Origin of the sequence: Chondromyces crocatus (assembly GCF_001189295.1) — a bacterium.
GTDB lineage: Bacteria > Myxococcota_A > Polyangia > Polyangiales > Polyangiaceae > Chondromyces > Chondromyces crocatus.
Window position 1 is genome coordinate 4,118,381 of record NZ_CP012159.1, and the last position, 20,769, is coordinate 4,139,149.

17 protein-coding genes are annotated in these 20,769 nt (G+C 69.5%); 9 read left to right on the forward strand and 8 right to left on the reverse strand.

Annotated features, from left to right (window positions below; genetic code table 11):
* Nucleotides 1–62 precede the first annotated feature (62 nt).
* The 3 genes from CMC5_RS15280 to CMC5_RS15290 all read left to right on the forward strand — a co-directional run bounded on the left by CMC5_RS15280 (nt 63) and on the right by CMC5_RS15290 (nt 2,751).
* Complete coding sequence (locus tag CMC5_RS15280; RefSeq protein ID WP_050431124.1) at nt 63–686, forward strand: glutathione S-transferase family protein; 624 nt, start codon at nt 63–65, stop codon at nt 684–686.
* A 99-nt stretch (nt 687–785) separates the two neighbouring features.
* Nucleotides 786–1,196, forward strand: coding sequence for a hypothetical protein (locus CMC5_RS15285; protein ID WP_050431125.1), 411 nt, complete (start codon nt 786–788; stop codon nt 1,194–1,196).
* A gap of 97 nt (nt 1,197–1,293) precedes the next feature.
* Nucleotides 1,294–2,751, forward strand: a complete 1,458-nt coding sequence (locus tag CMC5_RS15290) for an alpha/beta hydrolase (RefSeq protein ID WP_218920269.1) — start codon at nt 1,294–1,296, stop codon at nt 2,749–2,751.
* Between the two features lie 13 nt (nt 2,752–2,764).
* Here the strand turns inward: CMC5_RS15290 and CMC5_RS15295 are convergent, their stop codons facing one another.
* From CMC5_RS15295 to CMC5_RS48500, 5 genes are all read right to left on the reverse strand, one after another.
* The gene (locus CMC5_RS15295; RefSeq protein ID WP_169796550.1) at nt 2,765–3,868 is read right to left on the reverse strand and encodes a hypothetical protein; all 1,104 of its coding nucleotides are present in this window, start codon (nt 3,866–3,868) and stop codon (nt 2,765–2,767) included.
* 34 nt (nt 3,869–3,902) lie between these two features.
* On the reverse strand, nt 3,903–5,297 hold the full coding sequence (locus tag CMC5_RS15300; RefSeq protein WP_050431128.1) for a DUF2254 domain-containing protein: 1,395 nt from the start codon (nt 5,295–5,297) through the stop codon (nt 3,903–3,905).
* 144 nt (nt 5,298–5,441) lie between these two features.
* Nucleotides 5,442–6,236 (reverse strand): alpha/beta fold hydrolase, encoded by a 795-nt coding sequence (locus tag CMC5_RS15305; RefSeq protein ID WP_050431129.1) that lies wholly within the window; start codon nt 6,234–6,236, stop codon nt 5,442–5,444.
* Between the two features lie 1,174 nt (nt 6,237–7,410).
* Nucleotides 7,411–8,211: a hypothetical protein gene (locus tag CMC5_RS15310; protein ID WP_050431130.1), complete on the reverse strand. Its 801-nt coding sequence runs from the start codon at nt 8,209–8,211 to the stop codon at nt 7,411–7,413.
* On the reverse strand, nt 8,208–8,333 hold the full coding sequence (locus CMC5_RS48500; protein WP_281180861.1) for a hypothetical protein: 126 nt from the start codon (nt 8,331–8,333) through the stop codon (nt 8,208–8,210). The genes CMC5_RS15310 and CMC5_RS48500 overlap by 4 nt, the downstream gene beginning before the upstream one ends.
* A 523-nt stretch (nt 8,334–8,856) precedes the next feature.
* On the opposite strand from CMC5_RS48500, the gene CMC5_RS15315 reads away from it, so the two are divergent.
* Together CMC5_RS15315 and CMC5_RS15320 are read left to right on the forward strand one after the other, a co-directional pair.
* On the forward strand, nt 8,857–9,819 hold the full coding sequence (locus tag CMC5_RS15315; RefSeq protein ID WP_245678449.1) for a hypothetical protein: 963 nt from the start codon (nt 8,857–8,859) through the stop codon (nt 9,817–9,819).
* Nucleotides 9,820–10,057: 238 nt separating this feature from the next.
* Nucleotides 10,058–11,842 (forward strand): alpha/beta fold hydrolase, encoded by a 1,785-nt coding sequence (locus CMC5_RS15320; protein ID WP_082362509.1) that lies wholly within the window; start codon nt 10,058–10,060, stop codon nt 11,840–11,842.
* Between the two features lie 152 nt (nt 11,843–11,994).
* On the opposite strand, the gene CMC5_RS15325 is transcribed toward CMC5_RS15320, so the two are convergent.
* Nucleotides 11,995–13,458 carry a thioredoxin family protein gene (locus tag CMC5_RS15325; protein ID WP_050431132.1) on the reverse strand — a complete coding sequence of 488 codons (1,464 nt, stop codon included), beginning with the start codon at nt 13,456–13,458 and terminating at the stop codon, nt 11,995–11,997.
* A 156-nt stretch (nt 13,459–13,614) separates the two neighbouring features.
* Between CMC5_RS15325 and CMC5_RS15330 the strand changes: the two genes are divergently transcribed.
* Together CMC5_RS15330 and CMC5_RS44530 are read left to right on the forward strand one after the other, a co-directional pair.
* Nucleotides 13,615–14,919 carry an endonuclease/exonuclease/phosphatase family protein gene (locus tag CMC5_RS15330; RefSeq protein WP_050431133.1) on the forward strand — a complete coding sequence of 435 codons (1,305 nt, stop codon included), beginning with the start codon at nt 13,615–13,617 and terminating at the stop codon, nt 14,917–14,919.
* 283 nt (nt 14,920–15,202) lie between these two features.
* Nucleotides 15,203–15,925 carry an SPW repeat domain-containing protein gene (locus CMC5_RS44530; RefSeq protein WP_156338614.1) on the forward strand — a complete coding sequence of 241 codons (723 nt, stop codon included), beginning with the start codon at nt 15,203–15,205 and terminating at the stop codon, nt 15,923–15,925.
* A 61-nt stretch (nt 15,926–15,986) separates the two neighbouring features.
* Here the strand turns inward: CMC5_RS44530 and CMC5_RS15340 are convergent, their stop codons facing one another.
* Both CMC5_RS15340 and CMC5_RS15345 read right to left on the reverse strand, forming a co-directional pair.
* Nucleotides 15,987–16,985: an SLATT domain-containing protein gene (locus CMC5_RS15340; RefSeq protein WP_050431134.1), complete on the reverse strand. Its 999-nt coding sequence runs from the start codon at nt 16,983–16,985 to the stop codon at nt 15,987–15,989.
* Nucleotides 16,982–17,884: an SLATT domain-containing protein gene (locus tag CMC5_RS15345; protein ID WP_169796551.1), complete on the reverse strand. Its 903-nt coding sequence runs from the start codon at nt 17,882–17,884 to the stop codon at nt 16,982–16,984. The genes CMC5_RS15340 and CMC5_RS15345 overlap by 4 nt, the downstream gene beginning before the upstream one ends.
* Nucleotides 17,885–17,953: 69 nt before the next feature.
* Between CMC5_RS15345 and CMC5_RS15350 the strand changes: the two genes are divergently transcribed.
* Nucleotides 17,954–18,619 carry a hypothetical protein gene (locus CMC5_RS15350; RefSeq protein WP_050431136.1) on the forward strand — a complete coding sequence of 222 codons (666 nt, stop codon included), beginning with the start codon at nt 17,954–17,956 and terminating at the stop codon, nt 18,617–18,619.
* Between the two features lie 78 nt (nt 18,620–18,697).
* Nucleotides 18,698–20,743: an OPT family oligopeptide transporter gene (locus tag CMC5_RS15355; protein ID WP_050431137.1), complete on the forward strand. Its 2,046-nt coding sequence runs from the start codon at nt 18,698–18,700 to the stop codon at nt 20,741–20,743.
* Nucleotides 20,744–20,769: the final 26 nt, after the last annotated feature.

The window sequence follows — 20,769 nt, forward strand, 5'->3', positions numbered from 1 at the left end:
CCACAACCGCCTGCGCACCCGCGCCCCTCGCCGCTCTCTCCGACCGCTGATAGAAACCGAGCATGACGATCACCACGCCCGAGTACGAGCTCCTCTACTTCCCCCTCCGCGGCCGCGGCGAGCAGATCCGCCTCCTCTTCGCGTGTGCTCAGATTCCCTTCAAGAACACCCCCATCGCCGACTGGCCCAGCGTCAAGGCGAGCATGCCCCTCGGCCAGCTCCCCGTCCTCCGTGAGCGCGTCGGCGAACGCGAGACCCTCATCCCCCAGACGGGTGCCATCCTCCGCCACCTCGCCCGCGCCTTCGACCTCTACGGCAGCGACGAACAGCAGCGGACGCAGTGTGACATCCTGATCGAGACCTTCGTCGACTGGCGCGCTGCCTTCGCTCCCGTCGACCTCGCCGCCATGTTCGGCACGGCCCCCGAAGCGATCGCCAGGTACTGGAGCAACCTCCCCTCCACCCTCGCCCTCGTCGAGCGCTTCCTCACCCAGAGCGCGGCCCCCGAGGCCGGCTGGTTCGTCGGCCCGCAGCCCACGGTCGTCGACGTGATCGCCTTCGACTTCCTCGAGCGCCACGTCCAGCTCCGCGACGACGCGCTCGCCGGCTCTCCCTCCTTGAAGGCGTTCGTCGAGCGCTTCCGCGCGCTCCCGGGCGTTGCCGCCTACCTCAAGCAGAACCGCTGATCCTGCCGAGCCGAGCCAAGGCGCTGACGCCGACGATGCCGACGACGCCGACCGCGGCGTCGCGCGGCATGCGGTACACTCCGCGGCCTGGAGCCGCGGATGCTGGAGCGTTTCCGGAGCCCTCACCTCGTCGTCGCCGTGGATGAAGCCCACGCGCACGTTCGCGTGACCCGTACCGCCGAGCCCTTCCGCACCCTCGAAGAGCTCCAGGCCGCCTACGCCACGCTGATCCCGGCGCTCGACGCGATCGGCCGCGCGGGCCGCACCTTGCTCGTCGACCTGCGCAGCTCTCCAGGCCGCAACGACGCTGCCTTCGAGCAGGCCATGCGCGCCCTTCGACCCAGCTACCTCGGTGGCTACACCCGGGTGGGCGTGCTCGTCCAGTCGGTGATCGGCGCCATGCAGGTCCAGCGTTACGCGCGCGAGGACGGCATCGAGCGCCTCATCACCGCCGACGGCGACGCCCTCGCCGCCCACCTCGGCATCCACCGCGCGCTGATCCCTCCCTGACGTGACCGCTCGCTCTCCGGAGACCTGCGCCTCTCTCCCCCTCCCGCGCCCCTTGCGACGGTCGTCGACGACCGTCGGCGACGCTACCATGGCCCTCGTGGCCGCCCCTCGACCCTCCCCCGCGCGCCTCCTCGTCGGGCTCACCGCCTCCTTGCTCGTCGCAGCGTGCAGCGGCGCCGATGGCCCCCCTGGCGTGTGGGAGTCCTGCGGTGGCGGCTTCGAGTGCCTCACCCTCGACGTCCCCCTCGACCACGACGCCCCTGGCGGCCCCACCGTCGCCCTCCCGCTCGTACGCCGGCGCGCCGACCGCTACGACGCCCGCCTCGGCTCCCTCATCATCAACCCGGGCGGCCCCTGGAGCTCTGGCGTCTCCTGGGTCAAGGCCCGCGCCGAGCGCCTCCCGGCGGCCCTCCGCGCGCACTTCGACATCGTGGGCTTCGACCCACGCGGCTCGAACGACAGCGCGCCAGGCGTCGACTGCACCGACGACCTCGGCGCCTACGCCGCCCTCGACCTCACCCCGAACGACGACGCCGCCCGGAAAGCCCTCGCCGACGCCACCGACGCCCTCGTCGACGGATGCAGCGCCCGCAGCGGCGACCTCCTCCCGCACATGGGCACCGACAGCGTCGCCCGCGACCTCGACCTCGTCCGGCAGACCCTCGGCGACGACCGCCTCACCTTCCTCGGCTTCTCGTACGGCACCCTTCTCGGCGCCGTCTATGCCGACCGCTTCCCACAGAACGTCCGCGCCCTCGTGCTCGACGCCGCCATCGACCCCACCCTCACCGGTGAGGCCTGGATCACCGCGCAAGGCCGCGCCTTCGAGCAGCAGCTCGACGACTTCCTCGCCGACTGCGCCGCCGACACCGAGTGCGCCTTCCACGCGGACGGCGATCCCGAGGCGGCCTACGACGCCATCCAGGCCTCCCTGGAGAGCGAGCGCATGCCTGCCTCCCGCGACGGCACCCGCACGCTCGGTCCTGGCGAGTTCGCCTACGGCGTCTCTGCTGCGCTCTACGGCCCCAACGGCTGGCGCCAGCTCGCGCGCGCCCTGGCCCTCGCCGCCGACGGCGACGGTGCTGGCCTGCTCGCCCTCGCCGACGGCTACCTGGAGCGCGAATCCGAGGGCACCTACGGCAACGGCCTCGAGGTCTACTACGCCGTCACCTCCCTCGACACCCCGTTCGCCCGAGAGCAGGCGACCTACGACGCCCTCGTCGATGAGCTCTCCGTCTCCGCCCCTCGTCTCGGCGTCTACTTCCCCTACACCGCGTTCCCCTCCGCCCGCTGGCCGGTCCAGCCCTGGCGCCCTGCTGCACCCATCCACGCCGACGGCGCTCCCCCGATCCTCGTCGTCGGCACCACCCGTGACCCTGCCACCCCGCATGCCTGGGCCGAGTCCCTCGCCGCGCAGCTCAGCTCCGGCGTCCTCCTCTCGCGCGACGGCCAGGGCCACGCAGCCTTCCTCAAGGGCAACACCTGCATCGACGACGCCGTGACCCGCTACCTCATCGAGGGCGTCCCCCCCGCCGACGGCACCGTCTGCCGCTGAAGCCTCCCGCAGATCAGACCTCGCGTGGAACCTCGACCTGCACGAGATCGCGCGTCCCCGGCTGCCGGGCCGGAACGAGCCGATCGACGACGGCGCCACTCGGAGTCCGGAACGTCGTGGAAGGGCGCACCGTGACCTGCGCTCCCGCCATCGCGCCGGGGAACTCCACCTCGTGGTCGAAAACGATGGCCTGGCCTGGAGGCACCGTCCCGAGGACGTCGGCGGGGATGCTGACCGACTGCCCTCCCGCGCTGCTCGGCTCGACCACCAGCCGCAGCGCGAGCCCATGCGCGCTGGCCTCTCCCGAGTTCACCACCACCATCTCGGCCTTGAAGCGCCTCGAACTCGCGGGCTGGACGGGGCTCACCGTGAGGCCCTGAGCGAGCTCGAAGTCGAGATAACCCGGCGTCACGGCCGCGTAGTGCTCCACGAAGAACACCACCCAGGGCTCTGCCGCACGACCTGGTACCTCCAGCGAGCAGCTCGCCGCGCCTGGCGTGACGACGAGGATCGCCTCTCGGCCTGGATACCGGTTGTCATAGACGAAGATGTTCGTGGTCGTCGCTGAGACGTCGTCGAAGCCCGTGGCCACGACCTGGTGACACTGCGTCGCGCTGGCGAGACCACCAGCAGCCACCAACCCCAGCGGGACGGGCTGACCGGCGCGCACCGAAGCGATCACGTACGCCACCTCGGCGGCGAGCCTGGCGCCGAACGTCACCGGACGCAGCACCTCGGGGGTGAGCAACAGCTCTGCGTACGTCGTCAGGTTGTACGGATCGCCGCCGAGGACCTGCTGGAGCGAAGGACCCAGGTTCAACGAGTCGAGATGCCGCTGGTAGATGAGCGTGTGCAGCCGCGAGCCCTGGGCCGGAACCCCCGGTGGCGTGACGTAGTCGCTCGCCTCGTGAGAGGGCACCGGGATGCCCGAGAAGTAGTAGTCGAGGGCTGCGAACGACATCCCACCACAAAGCCCGTGCAGCATCAGCGGCGGTGTCGTGACGCCGAGGCCCGGGACCCCTGGGACCTGAACCCCCTGGGGTTGCACCAGCGTCGTGGTGAACGCATTGGCGAACCGAAAACCGTTCGCGGCGGTCGTGAAACCCGTCCGTTCCATGGGCATGGCAGTCCCCCCTCCCCGCAGGGTGCAGCTACCGACCCGCGCGCGCCGCCGCGATCTCGCCCCGTAGCGCCACCATCCGTCTTTGCACCTCCTCGACCGATGCCTCGGACAGCGCTGGCGTCGCGCTCTCCACCATCCGCCTCGCCTCGTCCTCGACCAGGTCGAGCCGTGCCGGGTCGTCGCATTGCTTCACCACTTCCCCGAGAGCGCTCAGGAAGTGGAGCACCACGAGCGTGTCCTTGCACCCGTAGAGCCGCATCCGCCCGAACGAGCGCGAAAGGCAGGACGCGAAGCTCACCGGGCGGGCCACGAGCCGCGCGGCGCCGTGTCGATCCACGCGCACCGGATCGGGCATCGCCCGCCCAGCGAGCTTCGACATCGCCGCGCCGAGCCAGTCGAGACAGCTCATGGCGGTGAACGGATCGTTCACCCCGGGCGACAGCGCGCGGGCGGCGATCTCGACCAGCTCGTCGACGAGGAACCCGAGATCATGGACCGCGATCCGCCGCCCCCCGAGCACGAAGCACCGCCGCAGCGCGCGTCGCAGCCCCTCATCGACACGCTCCGGCGGCCACACCTCGACGAGCCCGCGCCCTGCCTGCACGTAGTCCCCCGGCTGGTGCAGAAGCCGCAGCACCACATCGCGCTCGGTGGCGACCTTCACGAGCGAACCCGTCTCGATCACCTGGAGGTAGCCCGTCTCCGCGACCGAGATGGCCGTCGCCTCTCCCGCCATCGCTTCGCCTTCCTGACGGAAGACGGGCGGCAAGCGCGCGTCGACGTCCTCGGTCGCAGCCGTCACGCCTTCCCCTCCGCGGACGCGACCCGGAAAGACCTCGTCGAGATGACCGACCAGACGTCGACCGATCTGCGCGATGACGTGGTTGATCTGGATGTGGCTCGGCACGTGGTGAATGAAGAAGATCAAGACCCCGATGGAGCAGATGGCGAGCACGACGCCGACCAGGAGGGCCAGGTTGGGTACGAACCCGCTCGTCGCGCGCATCCTCATGTCGGCGGTGGACTCGGCTGCGCCGTGAATCGTGCGCAGCACCATCAGGCTGTAGAGATAGGTCGCGAGGAACGTTCCGAGCGTCACCTGATTGCCGCGATCGCTCATGAAATTGTTGATCAAGCGCGGACCGTATTGCCCTGACGCCGTGACCACCGTCGCAATGGTCACCGAGAAGACCGTGCCCGCGACGGTGAGCATCGAACCACCCAGTGCCGAGAGCACGTGCCGCGCTCCATCCGGGCGGGCTGCATAGAGCCACCCGAAATCGTCCATCCAGTCCGACCCGAAATGGCTGTCGAGTTCGAGCATCGTCCCGGCCAGGACGATGGCCATCACCGACATCACCGAAGGGATGAACCAGTAGCTCACGCGCAGCCGCTCGGTGAGTCCGATGTATTGCGCCCGCATCGTCCCTGCCCCCTCGGTTTCAGCCAGTCCCGCTCCGATGCCGGAGGTCACCTCCCCGAGTTGAAGGGCGCTCCCGGAGTGGTCGAGATGTCGTGCCCCAGGGGGCAGGAGGGTCGTGGCCCAGGGGGGCAGGGGTCTCGTGCGCTACGCCAGCTCACGCAGGAACGACGCGACCACCTCCCCGAGGCGCTCGGGTTGTTCAAACGGAAGGCCGTGACCGGCGTTTTGGATCTGCTCGACCTGCAAGCGCGGGTTGAGGGCGCGCAGCTCCGTCGCCATCTCGAGCGTGACGACGGGGCTGTCGCCGATGACGAGCAAGCTCGGGACGTCGATCGCGCTCACCACGTCACGGTACGCGGGGTTGGGTGGCGTGAGCACGTCGAAGGCGGCCATGCAGGTCTTCAGCCTGGCCTCGGCCTGGAGCTCGACGAGCTCGGGCGAGCGGTGCGGGTGCCGGGCTCGGGCCGCCGCGACGAGGTCAACCTTCTGGAGACCGAGAACCTGACGGTGCTGCTCGGCGACGTCGCTCTCGTGAACCTCGCACTGGCGCTCGGGGCTCAAGAACGTCGGGTCGACCAGGACGAGGCCCCGGAGGAGTCCCCCTCCTCGACTTGCCACCACCGCGGCGGTCATGCCGCCCATCGAGTGGCCGAGCAGAATCGGACGCGAGAGCCCCAGGGCACCAAGGAGGCCCACGACATCGCTCGCGAGATCGTCGTATCGGTAGCCGTCGTGCGGAGCGCTCGAGCCGCCATGCCCTCTCGCGTCGGGCATGACGACGTCGAACTCCCCTTCGAGCGCGCGGGCCAGGGGGGTCCAGCAGGCGCCGCTCCCCATCAAGCCATGGAGCAGAACGACAGGAGGCTTGGCGCCTCCGGTTCGGAGGTAGTGGATGTCGATGCCGTTCGCTTCGCAGACTTGACGGATCCAGGTCGTCATCGGCTGTCGACGGAACCTACTCGTCGCCCCCCTCCTCGTCGCCCCCTCCTCGCGAGATGCCATCCCCGCGCTTCCGGGAGCGCTGTGGAGGGCGTGACCGCGCGAAGTTCCGTCCAGTCCTCAACTTTGACCACCCAAAGTCACCGTTGACCAGCTCTTGAGGCCATTGGGGCCGAGGGGCCAGGGTGTCGTGCCCGATGGCCAGAGGGGTCGTGGCCGAGGGGTCAGGGTATCGCGCGCGATGGCCAGAGGGGTCGTGGCTGAGGGGTCAGGGGGTCGCGCGCGATGGCCGGAGGGGTCGTGGCCAGGGGGTCGGGAGGGGGGGGTCGATGGCCAGAAGGGTCGCAGCCGAGGGGTCAGGGGGTCGCGTGCGATGGCCAGAGGGGTCGCGGCCAGGGGGTCGGGAGGGGGGGGGTCGATGGCCAGAGGGGTCGTGGCTGAGGGGTCAGGGTGTCGTGCGCGATGGCCAGAGGGGTCGCGGCCGAGGGGTCAGGGTGTCGCGCTCGATGGCCAGAGGGGTCGTGGCGAGGGGGTCGGGAGGGGGGGTCGATGGCCAGAGGGGTCGTGGCCGAGGGGTCAGGGTGTCGTGCGCGATGGACGAAGGGGTCGTGGCCAAGGCGTCGTGATGTCGTGGACGATGGCCAGGGGGGACGCGGCCGATGAGGTTGGGGGTCGTGCCCTCCGGTGTCAAATGTGATTCGTCACACTGTTATTGTGAGGGCCGTATGCCGGCTCGACGTCGGCGACAGACCTCCATCGACGACGAGCGCATCTCACGCCCTGCCCTCGTCCGTCACCTCAACACGGATTTCGGCTGCTCGGACGTCTCAGTCGTTCATCCGGCCGCATGAACTGGGCTCGATACGGCTCCTTGCGTTGTGACTGGGATGCACGAGCTGGTGCGTCTGCGAGCTGCGCCGCAGGTCACTGCCGCGCGACCGAAATCCAAGCTCGATCGATCCAAACCCTCGATGCGTTGCCGTCATCGAACGGAGCCCTCGATGCGTTGCCGTCATTGATTTTCGACGAGGTGTTTCTCGTCCGGCCTCGATTCGGCGCAATGAATTCATCGGCTCGGCGCGGGCCGCCTCGCAGCTGAGTTCCCGAGGACGCGGACTCCTGGCAGCGTCTCCGAAGAAAGCGTCTCCGAAGAAGACGATCTCAGGAGACGACGTCACCAGAGTTCGGGCGTGACCAGGCGCAGCCCGATCGTTCCCCACTGCTCGGACTGAGCATGACCACCGGCTCCGCGCACCGCCGTCAGCGTGCTTCCCACCGTGCCATCGACCTGCACCTGGTCGCTGAAGATGTAGCGGAAGCCTGCCTGCATGGCCGGGAAGTCCGTGCGCGGGTCGTAGGGATCGCCGCGGTAGATCTCCGCGACGCCATGAAGGCCGAAGGCGATACGGGCCTGGAGGCCGAAGCCCGCGGTGACGAGGGTGCGCAGGCGGCCGTCGGCGCCTTCGACGCCGTGGCTCGACGTGCTGGCGCCATCGTCTCCGATGGAGATGCCGACGTTGGCGTGAAGGAGAAGCCCCTCTTCGAAGAGCGACTCGGTGACCGCGGCATACGCGAACCCGCTCCAGCCCGGAGGGGTGAAGGCGCCATGCCCGAGCGGGGGCAGCCCCCCGATGGAGATGGCGAGGCCGGGCCAGCCATTGTCGCGTGCCGGGAGGACGAGCGCTTTGCCCTGCAGGATCGGGCCGGTGATGGAGTACCCGCGCTCGGGTCCCGTGTGGACTCCGCCGTGCGTGAACCCAGCGGTCAGCTCCAGCCAGTCGGTGGGGCCGATGGCAACGAGCACGTTGTGTTCGAGCACGCGCCGATCGAGCAGCATCCACATCTCGAGCTGAGCGAGCTTGTCGCCGACCACCCGCGCGTCGTCGGTGATGAAAGGGCGGATCGCGTGGGCCGGAGAGGCGACGAAGAGGGCTGCCACCACGCACGCTGCCGCGCTGGGCCTCCGCAGCTTCACAGCGCCTCCGTGACGACGGGCGCGATCGCCGCACCAGCTTTCGTGTCGGGCGCCGACACGAAAGCTCTCTTCGTCCCCTCCGCGAGCAGTCTCTCGGAGCGTGGATTCTCGAACCTGTTCATGGCTACTCCTCGGCGTTCCGAGGCGCAGCGCGCGACCCGGACGCCTACGGCTGGTGAGCTGGGGTGCTACTGGGGCCGTCGTTCACGAGTGATCCTCTCGCCCGACCCATCCGGGCAGCGTTCCCCGTACCACGAGGAGCAGGGCAGGCGACGAGAAAGCTGGGCAGGCAACGAGAAGATGCCAGGCGTGTCGCGAGCCACGCTGAAGCAGGGCAGGCAGCTAGAAAGCAGGGCACGTCGTGAGCCAGCGTGAGGCGGGTCGGGCAACGAGGAGCAGGGCCGACAACGAGGAGCACGGGCGAGGCGTGAGACCCCGTGCAGCACGGGGAGCGCGTGAGACACCGTGAAGCGATGAAGGTTCCGAGAAGATCCGTTTCTCGCGCGCCATGGCATTCGCCGTCGAATCGTGGGGGGCGCGGCGCTCGACCCAAGCTTCGGGCGGGCGCGCTGTCCATCGTCTGGAATCTTCACGCGCGCCCGTCAGGGCGAGGATGCGGTCGATCGGTTCAGGTAGGATCCAGCCATGCGCATGCCTTCGATGTTGCTCGCGATGCCCCTCTTCCTGGCCTCCTGTGCGAGCCCACCTCCGGCGGCCAGTGGCGCGTCTGTGCCGATGGCGGCCGCGTCTCCGGCGGTCACCTCGTCGGACGGTGCCTCCGCAGCGCAGGCACCGGTCGCGGCCTCGTCGACACCTGCCGCGCCGCCCGCGCCGCCTGGCCCTGTCGGGTGTGGTGCGCTGGGGTGCCTCCTGTTCGACTCTCCGGAGCAGGCCTTCGCCCACGTGCTCGCGACCTCGCCCAAGGTGCTCGCCATCGGCGAGTCGCACGCTCAGCAGGGCAGCGAGGGCATCCCCTCGGCGACGAAGCGCTTCACGGAGACCTTCCTGCCCATGCTCGCAGGGAAGGCTTCGGATCTGATCGTCGAGCTGTGGACGGCGGACCCTCGCTGCAACCAGAAGAAGGTGGCAAAGGTGCAGGAGGAGCAGAAGGCGGTCACCCAGAGTCAAGCCCAGGAGAACCAGAACGAGTTCGTCACCCTCGGTCACGAAGCGAAGCGCCTCGGCATCTCCCCTGACGTCCTCCGCCCCTCCTGCGCCGAGTACGACACGATCCTGCGCGCCGGGCCGAATGGCATCGCGCAGATGCTGGAAATGATCGCGCGCCTGACCGCGGAGAAGGTCAAGGAGCTGCTCGGGCTGAAGTCCTACGTCGGCAAGCTGGTGGTCGCGTATGGCGGGGCGATGCACAACGATCTCGCGCCAGCGCCCGGCCGCGAGAGCTGGAGCTTCGGGCCTGATCTCCAGGCCCATACCGGCGGGAAGTACGTCGAACTCGACATCATCGTTCGCGAGTTCATCCGGGACACCGACTCCTGGAAGGCGTTGCCCTGGCATGCTCACTTCAACCGTGACGCGCATCCCGACAAGACGGTGCTCTTCAACCCGGCACCTGGATCCTTCGTGCTGATCTTCCCGCGCTCGACCTGACGTCGAGGGCCGAGACGCATCCGTCGTCTAGGCGTCCATCCGTCGTCGTCTAGGCGTCCATCCGTCGTGGTTCGGCGCCCGTTCGTCGTGGAAGGCGGAGCGCCGCGCTGGCCATCGCCGCTGGACAGCGCCGTCAATTTTCTTGCGGTGATGGTGGTCTCTTGCCGTCGTGGAACGCACGCGTTTCCTCGAAGCACCGCGATTCGACCCGTCGCCGCGGTGGCATGCTGATTGCCGGATGAGAACGCGGCTACTCGAGAAGAGCGGGTGCCCGAAATATGCGCTGCACGCGGTCGTTGCATGCGGTCGACGTCGCAAGGCGGGAGGTGAGGGGATGGTCAGGACCGGGGCGAGACACTGGCTGGGCGTGATGGTCTCGATGGCGTGCGTCGCCATGGGGACGGGATGTGCAGAGGACAAGGAGGAAGCCGAGCCACGGCCGACACCGCCGCTCGCGAACGAGCCGGAGACCATCGCCTGGGGTGCCTGTCCCGCGTTCTTCCAGACGGAGTGCGCGACGGTGGAACTGCCGCTCCACCACGATCGACCCGATGGGGAGAAGCTGCCAGTCTTCGTGGCGCGTCGTGCCTCGGGGCGTCCGGATGCGACGCAGCTCTGGTTGCTGAACGGCGGGCCGGGGGGCTCGGGGGCGGATTTCTACGAGATCATCGACGTCATGGCGGAGTACCTGCCCGACTTCGACATCTACACCCTCGACCACCGGGGGGTCGGACAGTCGGCGCGCCTCACGTGCCCGGCCGAGTCTGCGGGATCTCCGGGGGGCGCGGGGATCCTGGCGACGGAATGGGAGGGGTGCTTCCAGCACCTCGACGAGACGTGGGGGGACGGCCTGTCGGCGTTCACGACGAGCGAGGCCGCGCGGGATCTCGGGGCGCTGATCGCGCGTACGCGAGCACCCGAGCAGCGCGCGATGGTGTGGGGGGTGTCCTACGGGACGTACTGGGCACTCCGCTACCTGCAGCTCTTCCCCGAGCAGCCGACGGCGGTGGTGCTCGACTCGGTGGTGTCGCCCGGGGTGCAGCATCTGTCGCGCTTCGACGAGCAGTACGATCCCGTGGGCCGCGAGGTCGCGGCGGCGTGTGCTGCGGATCCCGCCTGCGCGGCGCGGCTGGGGGATGACCCGTGGGCGCGCATCGAGACGCTGTACGAGCAGCTCGACGCGGGGCATTGCGGGCTGCTGGGGCTGGACCGGCCGCTGGTGCGCAGCACCCTCGCGTTCCTGGTCCGGGGGATCGTGAGTCGACGGGCGATCATGCCGACCATCCACCGGATGCTGCGTTGCAATGCGGCGGACCAGGCTGCGCTCGGGCACCTGTACTCCTACCTGTTCGGGGAACCTGCCGAGGGTCGTGGCTTCTCTCAGATCTTGCAGAACCATGTCTCCCTCTCGGAGCTGTGGGAGGTTCCGACGCCGAGCAACGAGACGCTCCAGGCGCGTGCGGACGCGGCGCTCTTCAGTCCTGATCTCGGTCCGTGGTTCGCCGACGTGAACGAGGTGTGGCCGCGCTACGCGCGCGATGAGTTCGTGGACCGCTGGCCGGAGACCGACGTGCCCATCCTGATGCTGAACGGGACGATGGATCCGCAGACGCCCATCGAAACGGCGCGCGTGGCCGGAGAGCGGCTGCGGGGGCCAGGGCAGACGTTCGTGGCCATCCCGCGGATGGTGCACGGGGTGTTGCTCATGCCGTCCCCTGCGTCCGCCACGCTCTCGTGTGGTGCAGCGCTCACCTTCGACTTCCTGAAGGATCCTGGCGCTGCACCCGATACGTCGTGCGTCGACGAGCTGCCGCCGATCGATTTCGAGCTGTCCGAAGAGCTATCCATGATCCTGTTCGGGACCGAGGATGCCTGGGGGGATGGGCCTCCGCAGAGGAACGATGCGGCGTCGCGCGCGGTGGGCGTCGGGGCGGCTCGGCTCGATCGAGAGGCGATCTCGCGGAGGCTGCGCGAGGTGCGACCGCTGGGGGAGGACCTCGTGAGGCGACGCTCGCTGCGCTGAGAGGGACGACGAGGTCTCGTGGCGGGCTGCCGCAGCGATGCAGCGAGGCCTCGTGGGGGGATTGCCGACTGGGCTCAGGGCTTCGGTGAACCGGCGCGTCGACCGGGGGCGCTGGCCCTCGGGCATCCACGGCACGAGGGCTCTGTCCGAGGTCAGTTGCGCTTGGGGGTGGGGCGCTGCTTGGCGCCGGCGTTCTTCTCGGCTTCGGCGAGGCGGCGCTTGGCGTCGGCGAGCGCTTCGTCGCGCCGCAGGGCAGGGGCCAGCGCTTCGTGGGCGGCCACTTCTTCCCGCAAGGTCGCGGTCTCGCCCCTGGTGTCGCCGAGCTTGCCCTGGATCTGGGCCTTGAGCTTCAGGTAGCCGGTGCGGCGTGGACCGTAGGAGCGGGACAGGGCCCGGTCCACGGCGGCGAGGGCCTCGTCGTTGCGGCCGAGCTTGGAGAGCGCCTGCGCGAGGCGCGCCGGGGGTTCGTAGAGTGTGGGGAGCTGGCGCTCACGCTCGGTCAGCATGGCGATGGCCTCGTCGCCGCGGCCGAGTTCCAGGTAGGTGAGCGCCCGCGCGTAGTCGTGGGTGGCAGCCATCTCGGGCGACTTCGCCTCGCGCGCGGCCTGCTCCAGGATGGCGAGCCGCGCCTCCTGCGCTTGCCGCGCCCCGGCGGTGTCGCCGGTGTCCTGGAGGGCACCGGCGAGGATGCCCAGCGCGTCGGCGCGGTCGTCGGGGGTCGAGCCCTGGGGCGGCTCGCGGGTGAGGGCGCGGAGGCGAGCGATGGCGGCCTCGCGCGCGAGGCGCTGCTCGGCGGCCGCGTCGGCGGGCAAGGCACCAGCGCAGCTCAAGAGGAAGCCGGTGAAGTCGGCGGGCTGCGCAGCGCCCTTGATTTCGGCGAGGTGCTCGCGGCCGAAGCGGGCGCAGGTCGCGTGGTCCTTGCTGCGGTAGAGCGACTGGAGGCGGCCGTAGATGGCTTCGCTCCGCCGCGAGAAGCTCGGCCCGCCTCGGTCGAGGGCGCGTGCGTACGCTGCGGCGGCGGCCGCGTAGTCTCCGGCGGCCTGCGCGCGGCGGGCTTCGACCAGGAGCCGATCGGGGTGATCGGCGGGCAGGGAGGCGGCCGTGCGATCGGCGACCGCGCGAGACCCCTCTTCCAGGAACGTGCGCAGCTCGCTGACCGAGGCGGCGCCGGACCAGAGGGCCGTGACCTGTCCGTCGGCGGGGTCGAGCACGAAGAAAGTGGGCCATACGGTCATCTTGTACCGCTCGACGAAGGCTTCGTTTTCGGGGCGATCGGTGTCGAGTTCGGTGAACACGAGCCGTTCGGCGAGGGGGCGCAGCGAAGGATCGCCGAGCACGTAGTGCCGCATGCTCAGGCAGGTGTGGCACCAGGGGGCCCAGGCATCGACGAAGAGCGCCTTGCCTTGCTCGCGAGCGCGGGCGAGCGCGAGGGGGAGATCGTCCTGGATGGGCTCGATGGGCGGAGGCCGGTCGGGGGACGTGACGGGGACCGGCTCGGAGACGGCCACCGCCGCCACCGCCGTGGGCGTCACGGCGGACGAGGGCGGATCGGGTGGCACTGCGGCGCAAGCGGCGAGGAGCGCTGCGGGGAGCAGGGCGAGGGCGCGCGAGAGCATGGGGGATGCTACCGCTTCTCCCGCGGAGGGACCACGCCGGGGCGACCGGTCGCGGCCGCCCCTGGATCTTGCAAGATCGAGGAGCGCGGAGAGCCCGCTTCCTGCGGTGTCGCTGCGCGCGTGCCGGGGTTTCGCCTTGCTGCTAGAGCCCACGGCTTGGCGCTCTTTCTTTCTCGTCGGCGACGCGCACCGACGTCGCTGCAGTGTGCCGTCGGTGCGGGGGCTGTCCTCGCGTCGCTGCTGGTCGCGCTCGGCTGCGGCGGTGACGGTGCTCGGACGTCGCCACCAGCCGCCGACGCCTTCCGGGCATCCTTCCCGGCGCCACCGCGAGCGGACGCACGTGCGGAGTCTCCGTTGCCAGAGGCCGCTGCACCGGCGCCTGCGCGCGCACCTGGTCCGCTCCGTGCGGGGACGTTCAACGCGGGCCTCGCGGTCGGCGTCCTCTCCCACGCCGAGGCGCGGGCCGAGCCCGTGGCGCACGCGCTGGCGACCGAGCCGCTCGATCTCCTGTGCGTGCAGGAGTTCTGGCTGGAGGAGCACTGGCAGCGGCTCGTCGAGAGCACCGCGGCGCGCTTGCCGAACACCTACCGTCTCCCGCCTGATCCAGGCGGTCCCATGACCTGTGCCCCCGAGGACCTCGGGCGCCTCGCGGCCTGCGCCGCGCCCTGTGGAGGTGCCCGCGACGCTGCGCGCTGCGCGCTGGCTCGGTGTCAGCGCGTGCTGCCGACCGTCTCCAGTGGTTGCCTGAGCTGCCTTGGCCGTGATCCCCGCCTGTCCTTCGCGGAGCTTTCCCTGGGCTGCGTGGGCGACGCGACGTCTGGCCAGCGCGGGATGCAGGGGGGCTTCTTTGCTTATGGCGGTTCCTTCGGCACCGGGCTGCTGACCCGCGCCAGGATCCTGGAGCGCGACGCGCTCGTCTTCCCCTCGGCGCTGGCGCGGCGGGGCGTGCTCTATGCGCGGCTCGATGCTTCCATCGGGGAGGTCCACGCTTTCTGCACGCACCTCACGGCCGACGTGGGCGTCGTCCCGCACCCGGGTGGGGGGAGCTGGTCGGAGGATCATCGGCGTGAGATCGACGCGCTGCTCGCGTTCGTCGAGCGCAAGGCGGGGCGTGGGCCGGTCATCCTCCTCGGCGACCTCAACACGGGGCCAGCGGTCGCGCCCCGCATCTCTCCGCGCTTGCCAGGGCACTTTCAGCGGCTGCTCGCATGGGGCTTCCAGGACCCGAGCGCCGTGTCCGGAGCGCCGGGCTGCACGTACTGCTTCGACGACCCGCTCTCGGGTGGCCAGGGGCAGCGCGGTACGCTCATCGATCACGTGCTGCTGCGCGGTCTCGTCGGCGTGACGCACCAGGATCTGTTGCGCCGTCCGCTCGAGCTTCGGGTCGGAGAGCACGTCACGACGACGGGCTTCTCCGATCACGTCGGGGTCGTCGTCGAGATCGCGCCGCCCGGGGGCTGAGCGGAGTCATCCGCGCCGGCTGATGGCCCTCATGGCCGAGGCCGTCGCCCATGGCCGAGGCCGTCGTCGCGCTAGCACCGTCCACCTCGTGCCGTTCACGAGGAGACGCATGGGAGGAGGCGCCTTCTCCGCGCTCACTTTCCAGGCTGGCACTGGGGTTGCTGACCCCGAGCACATGCCTCGAACGGAGCAATCCAGGGTGGTCAGGGCTGTGACAGCCCCCTGACGAGACGAGCCGGCCGGGAGCCTGGCCCCCCCACACCTACCCAAGGAGAAGAGCGCCATGGATCAGCAGGTTCAGCGAGACGTTCGCAGCGCCATCAGCACGGCGTACGGCCTGATGCAGCACACGCGCACCCAGCACGCTGGCGGGATGGCTCGCGCGCTGGGTGGGCTGGAGGATCGGTTGCGTTACATCGAGGGGCGGCTGGGAGGTCCGGACAGCGAGCTGCTGGGGCCGATCGACCTGTCCGAAGAGATCGCGGAGATCAAGGCGCACATGAGCGAGCCCGTCGCGCCGCTCGTGGACCAGCTGAACGCGCTGATCCGGGACGTCCACCGCCTGGAGCGCCGCATCTCCAGGCTGGCGTCGCGCGAGATCGCCTCCCGGTCGCTGCTCGGGGTGCTGCCGCTCGCGCGGGTCATCCCGCAGGACGTCCACTCGGTGGTGGACTACGCCTCCGGCCTCACGGCGGCCGCCGGGATCTTCGCCAGGACGCCCGAGGCCCGGGTGTGCTCGGCGCTGCTCGGAGCGTCGGCCATCGGGGTCGCGGCGACGACCGACTACCGGCTGAGCGTGGAGAAGGTGATCCCCATCGAGGCCCACGAGGTCATCGACTACGCCTGGGGGGCCTCGGCGATCGCCGCGCCCTTCGTCCTCGGCTACCACCGCAAGGATCCGATCGCCGCTGCGCTCCACGTGTTCACGGGCGCGCTGAGCATCGTCACGGCGCTGTTCACGGATTACCGCGCTGCCGCGGGGGTCGGTCGTCCAGGCTGGCGCTGACCGACCGGCTGGCGCTGACCGACGAAAGGCCTTCAGGATGGCGCTGACCGGCGAAGGTCCTCTACTCGGCGTCGCGCGCTCTGGTGAGGGAACCGTCGGGGGGAACGACGCTCGACCGGCCTTTCTCGTGGGTCGTGCCCTCCTCGGTCGACGGGTCGGCGACCCGCTCGTCAGGCACCGGCAGGGTCACGGACACGGTGCCGATGGCGCCTGGAGAGAGCATGGTCGTGCCGGTGATCTCCACGGGGTTGCCGCGGATCATCGCTCGGATCATCACCACGTGCTGGCCCGCCAGGACGCCGGTGAGCTGGGTGCGGGTGCCGTGGAAATGGTTGCGCAGAGAGCCGTCGAGGTAGAGCGCGAGCCCGTCGTCGGCGAGGGCGCCGTTGGGCACGACGACGTCGAGGATGCCGGGTTCGAGGGTGTGCGCGCGCATCTTCGCGACCCGGTAGAGCTCGTCGAGGCTGCTCTGAAACTCGGCCATCCAGCTCTGGGTTTCCTGTTCGACCACCAGGAGGACGGCGCTGTGCAGCTCCTTGAGGCGGAGGAGCATCTGCTCGGCCTGCGCCAGGGTGGGCGGCTGGCCGCCGAGCTTCATGTGCATCATCGCCCAGTCGAGCTGGAACTCGGCGAGCGCGCGCTGGAGCGCGAAGGCGCTGCCCATGAAGCGCATCCACGCGGTGGAGAGGCCGAAGACCCGATCGATGACGATGCAGCCGGCGGCGAGGGCGAAGGCGACGTAGCCGAGCTGACCGACCTCGACGGGCAGGTGCTCGATCTCCTTTCTCCCGGGGGCGAGCACGGTGGCGCTCAGGAGCGGGACGAGGCCGCCGATGGCGGCGAAGGTGATCGCGCCAAGGCGCATCGCCTGGGACAGCACCGCGCGCATCTGCTTGCGGCGCATGTACCAGTCGATGGTCTCCAGGGTCTTCGCCTGCACGTGGCGGGAGATCGCGCCCAGCGACGTGGCGATGTCTTCGTCGCCCCAGCGGAGATCGTCGAACTGGGTTCGGGTCAGGTAAGGGGGGCTTCCCGGTGCCGGCATGGAGGTGGGGATCATGATACCTCGCCCCGGCTCGACCCGTGAGGGACGGGCAAGGCCACGGAGACGGTGCCGATGGCGCCTGGGGAGAGCTGGGTCGTGGCGGTGCTCTCCACGGGGATGCCGCGGATCGTCGCGAGGACCATCACCACGTGATGGCCTGCGCGCACGCCGGAGAGCTGCGTGCGGGTGCCGTGGAAGTAGCTGTAAAGGATTCCGTCGAGGTAGAGGGCGAGCCCGTCGTCGGCGAGGGCGCCGCTGGACACGATGACGTCGAGGGGACCGGCTTCGAGGGCGTGCGCGCGCATCTTCGCGAACTGGTGGATCGCGGTGAGGCTGCTCTGAAGGTCGGCCATCCAGATCTGGGTCTCCAGCTCGACCACCAGGAAAGTGGCGCTGTGCAGCTCCTCGAGGCGAAGGAGCATCTGCTCGGCCTGCGCCTGGGTAGGCGGCTGGCCACCGAGCTCCCTGTGCATCCTGGCCCAGTCGAGCTGGAACTCGGCGAGAGCGCGCTGGAGCGCCAAGGCGCTGCCCATGAGGCGCGTCCATCCGGTGGAGAGGCAGAAAACGCGGTCGATGACGATGCAGCCGGCGGCGAGGGCGAAGGCGACGTAGCCGAGCTGACCGACCTCGACGGGCAGGTGCTGGATTTCGGGTCTGCCAGGGGTGAGTGCGAGGACGCAGAGCAGCGCGACGACACCACCGAGGGCGGCGAAGGTGATCGCCCCCAGGCGCATTGCCTTTGACAGCACAGTGCGCCTCTGGTTGCGGCGCATGTACCAGCCGGCGATTGCCAGGATCTTCTCCTGCAGGTAGCGGGAGGTCATGCCGAGCGATGTGACGATGTCTTCGTCGTCCGAGTGAAGATCAGCGAGCTGGGTTCGGGCCCGGTGAGGGAGGATTCCCGGTGCCGGCATGGAGGTGTGGATCATTATACTCCTGCACTGGCTCGACCCTCGGCAGGGGTGAGGGTACAGTCCGACGGAGTGAGCGATCTCGCCGGACGTTGCGGCACCTGCGGGGCCTTCACCCGTGTCCACGACCACCCCACCCTGGGGAAGGTCGGCGAGTGCGCGCTCGAGGTGTTTCCACCGCCGCTCAAGGCGACGGCGACCTGTGCGCGGTACCGCCCGAGAGGCGCTCCGCCTCCTCCCCCACGTCCGCGCGCTGCGGGGGAGCCGCGGGGGAGGGGCGCAGCCCCGCCGGTGGCGGTCGTGCGCAGGCAGTCGACCACTTCTGCCGCACAGCTGCCTCTGCCGCGCCCATCGCTACCAACGGAGATCGACATCGACATGGACATCGAGGAGTTCCGCAGGGTGTTGCGGGAGGTGCTCTCGGAGGAGTTCGGGCACGGCACCGCCGAGATGGGGAAGCGCTGGGAAGGTGGCGAGGTGGTGCTCCGTCCCGGCAAGGAAGGCACGGCCGAGAAGAAGATCGCCCTCGACGCCTTCTTCCACAAGATCGTGATGATCCGCGACAAGCTGCGGGTTCTCGAGCAGCGCCTGAACGCGCACGACAAACTCACGGACGCGGAGAAGGTGCAGCTCCAAGCGTACATCACCGCCTGCTACGGAACGCTCACCACGTTCAACATTCTCTTCGCGCGCCGCGAAGACGGGTTTGCCGGAAGTTCGGGCAAGGACGACGAGTGACCCGCGGGCCGAAGGGCCCACTTGATTTGGGCCCGAACGAGGCCGTCGCGATGGTACAAGCCACGCTGGAGGACGCGCGTGGCCCTGAAGCAGCTCACCCCCGAGCAAGTCCAGTCCATGTCCCTCGAAGAGAAGGACAGGTGGTGGCTGGAGAACGTCTACCGCGGGGACATGCCCCAGCTCACCTGGCGGTCGGCGATCACGGGCATGCTGCTCGGCGGGTTCCTCTCGCTGACGAACCTCTACATCGGCATGCGGACCGGGTGGTCCCTGGGCGTCGGGATCACCAGCGTGATCCTCGCCTTCGCCGTGTTCCGGGTGCTGTCGCGTCTCGGAATCGGTCGCGAGATGACCATCCTGGAGAACAACGCGATGCAGTCCATCGCGACCTCCGCCGGGTACGTGAACTCGCCGCTGTTCAGCAGTTTCGCCGCGTACTCGATGGTCACGATGGCCATCATCCCCATGTACCAGGCGGTGGTGTGGCTCCTGTGCCTGGCGCTGCTCGGGGTTCTGTTCGCGTTCCCGCTGAAGAAGCGGTTCATCAACGACGAGCAGCTCCCATTCCCCGAGGGCATGGCCGCGGGCGTGGTGATGGACGCGCTCCACGAGAGCGACGAGAAAGAGGGCCTCTTCAAGGCCAAGCTCCTCGCGGCCGGGGGTGCACTCAGCGCCTTCATCGAGCTTCTGCGCGACGGCAAGGTGATGCGGTTCCTCTTCGGGGCGAACAGCATCCCCGGCAGCTATGACGAGGTGCTCTACGCGGGCGGGTTTGCCGAGCTGCTGAAGAAGTGGGGCATCACCCCGACCCTGCGCGGCGTGCCGCTGAGCGAGCTGACCATCCGCTGGGACACGAGCATCATCTTCATCGCCACCGGCGGGCTGATGGGCATCCGGGTCGGCGTGTCGCTGCTGATCGGCGGCATCCTGAACTACGTCGTGCTCGCGCCGCTCCTGATCCAGCAGGGCATCATCGTGCCCAGCCCGGGGGGGAGCTACGGGCTGCGGCAGATCTCGCTCTGGGCGCTCTGGGGCGGCGTGGCTTGCATGACCACGTCGTCGCTCTACTCGTTCTTCTCCAAGCCCAAGATCATCCTCGATGCGTTCCGCAATCTCTGGCGGAAGGGGGACGAGAAGCGGGACGTGCTGGAGCACATCGAGCTGCCGATCAAGGTCTCGGTGATCGGCGTGCCGATCGTGTCCATGGTCCTGATCTTCCTGGGGCACGCCTGGTTCGGGATGTCGTACTGGCTCGGCGCCGTCGCGGTGCCGCTGGTGTTCGTCTTCGCGCTCATCGCGGTGAACTCGACGGGGCTCACCGCCATCACCCCCACGGGCGCGCTGGGAAAGCTGACGCAGCTCACCTACGGGCTGCTCGCGCCGGGCAACATCACCACCAACGTGATGAGCGCGGCGATCACCGCCGAGGTGGCGAGCAATGCGTCGAACCTGCTGATGGACATCAAGCCGGGCTACATGCTCGGCGGCAAGCCGCGCCACCAGGCCATCGGCCACGTGCTCGGCGGGCTCGCGGGCCTCGCGCTGTCGCTGCCGGTCTGGTACTTCGTGCTCATCCGTGGCGACATCGGCCTCTATGGCACCGAGGCGATGCCGGTGCCCGCCGCGGTGACCTGGCGCGCGGTCGCCGAGATCCTGATGAAGGGGCTGTCGTTCCTGCACCCGACGGCGAAGATCGCGGTGGTGGTCGGCGCGCTTCTCGGCATCCTGATCGAGGCGACGAAGCACCTGTCGAGGGGTCGGTTCTCGCTGTCGGCGGTGGCGCTGGGGCTCGCGTTCCTGCTGAACTTCTCCGACATCTGGGCGATGTTCCTGGGGTCGTTCGGGTTCTGGCTGTTGCAGCAGCGGGCTGCCAAGTGGATGGCGGCCGCAGCGGAGAAGCCGAAGCCTGCCGTCCCCGGGGAGGCCGCGCTGCCGCTCGTGCCGGGTCCGAGGCCCTGGTACGTACTCGGCGCCGAGAACACGGAGACCATCTGCGCCGGCGTGATTGCTGGCGGCGCCTTGATGGGCATCGGGCTCGCGGTGCTCGGGGTGCTGGTGCTGCCCGATGTGAGTGAGGTGCAGCGGATCGGTGAGTGGGTGGGGAAGGTGCTCGGCAATCGGTGAGTGGCGCCTTGGCGCACTGCGAAGCG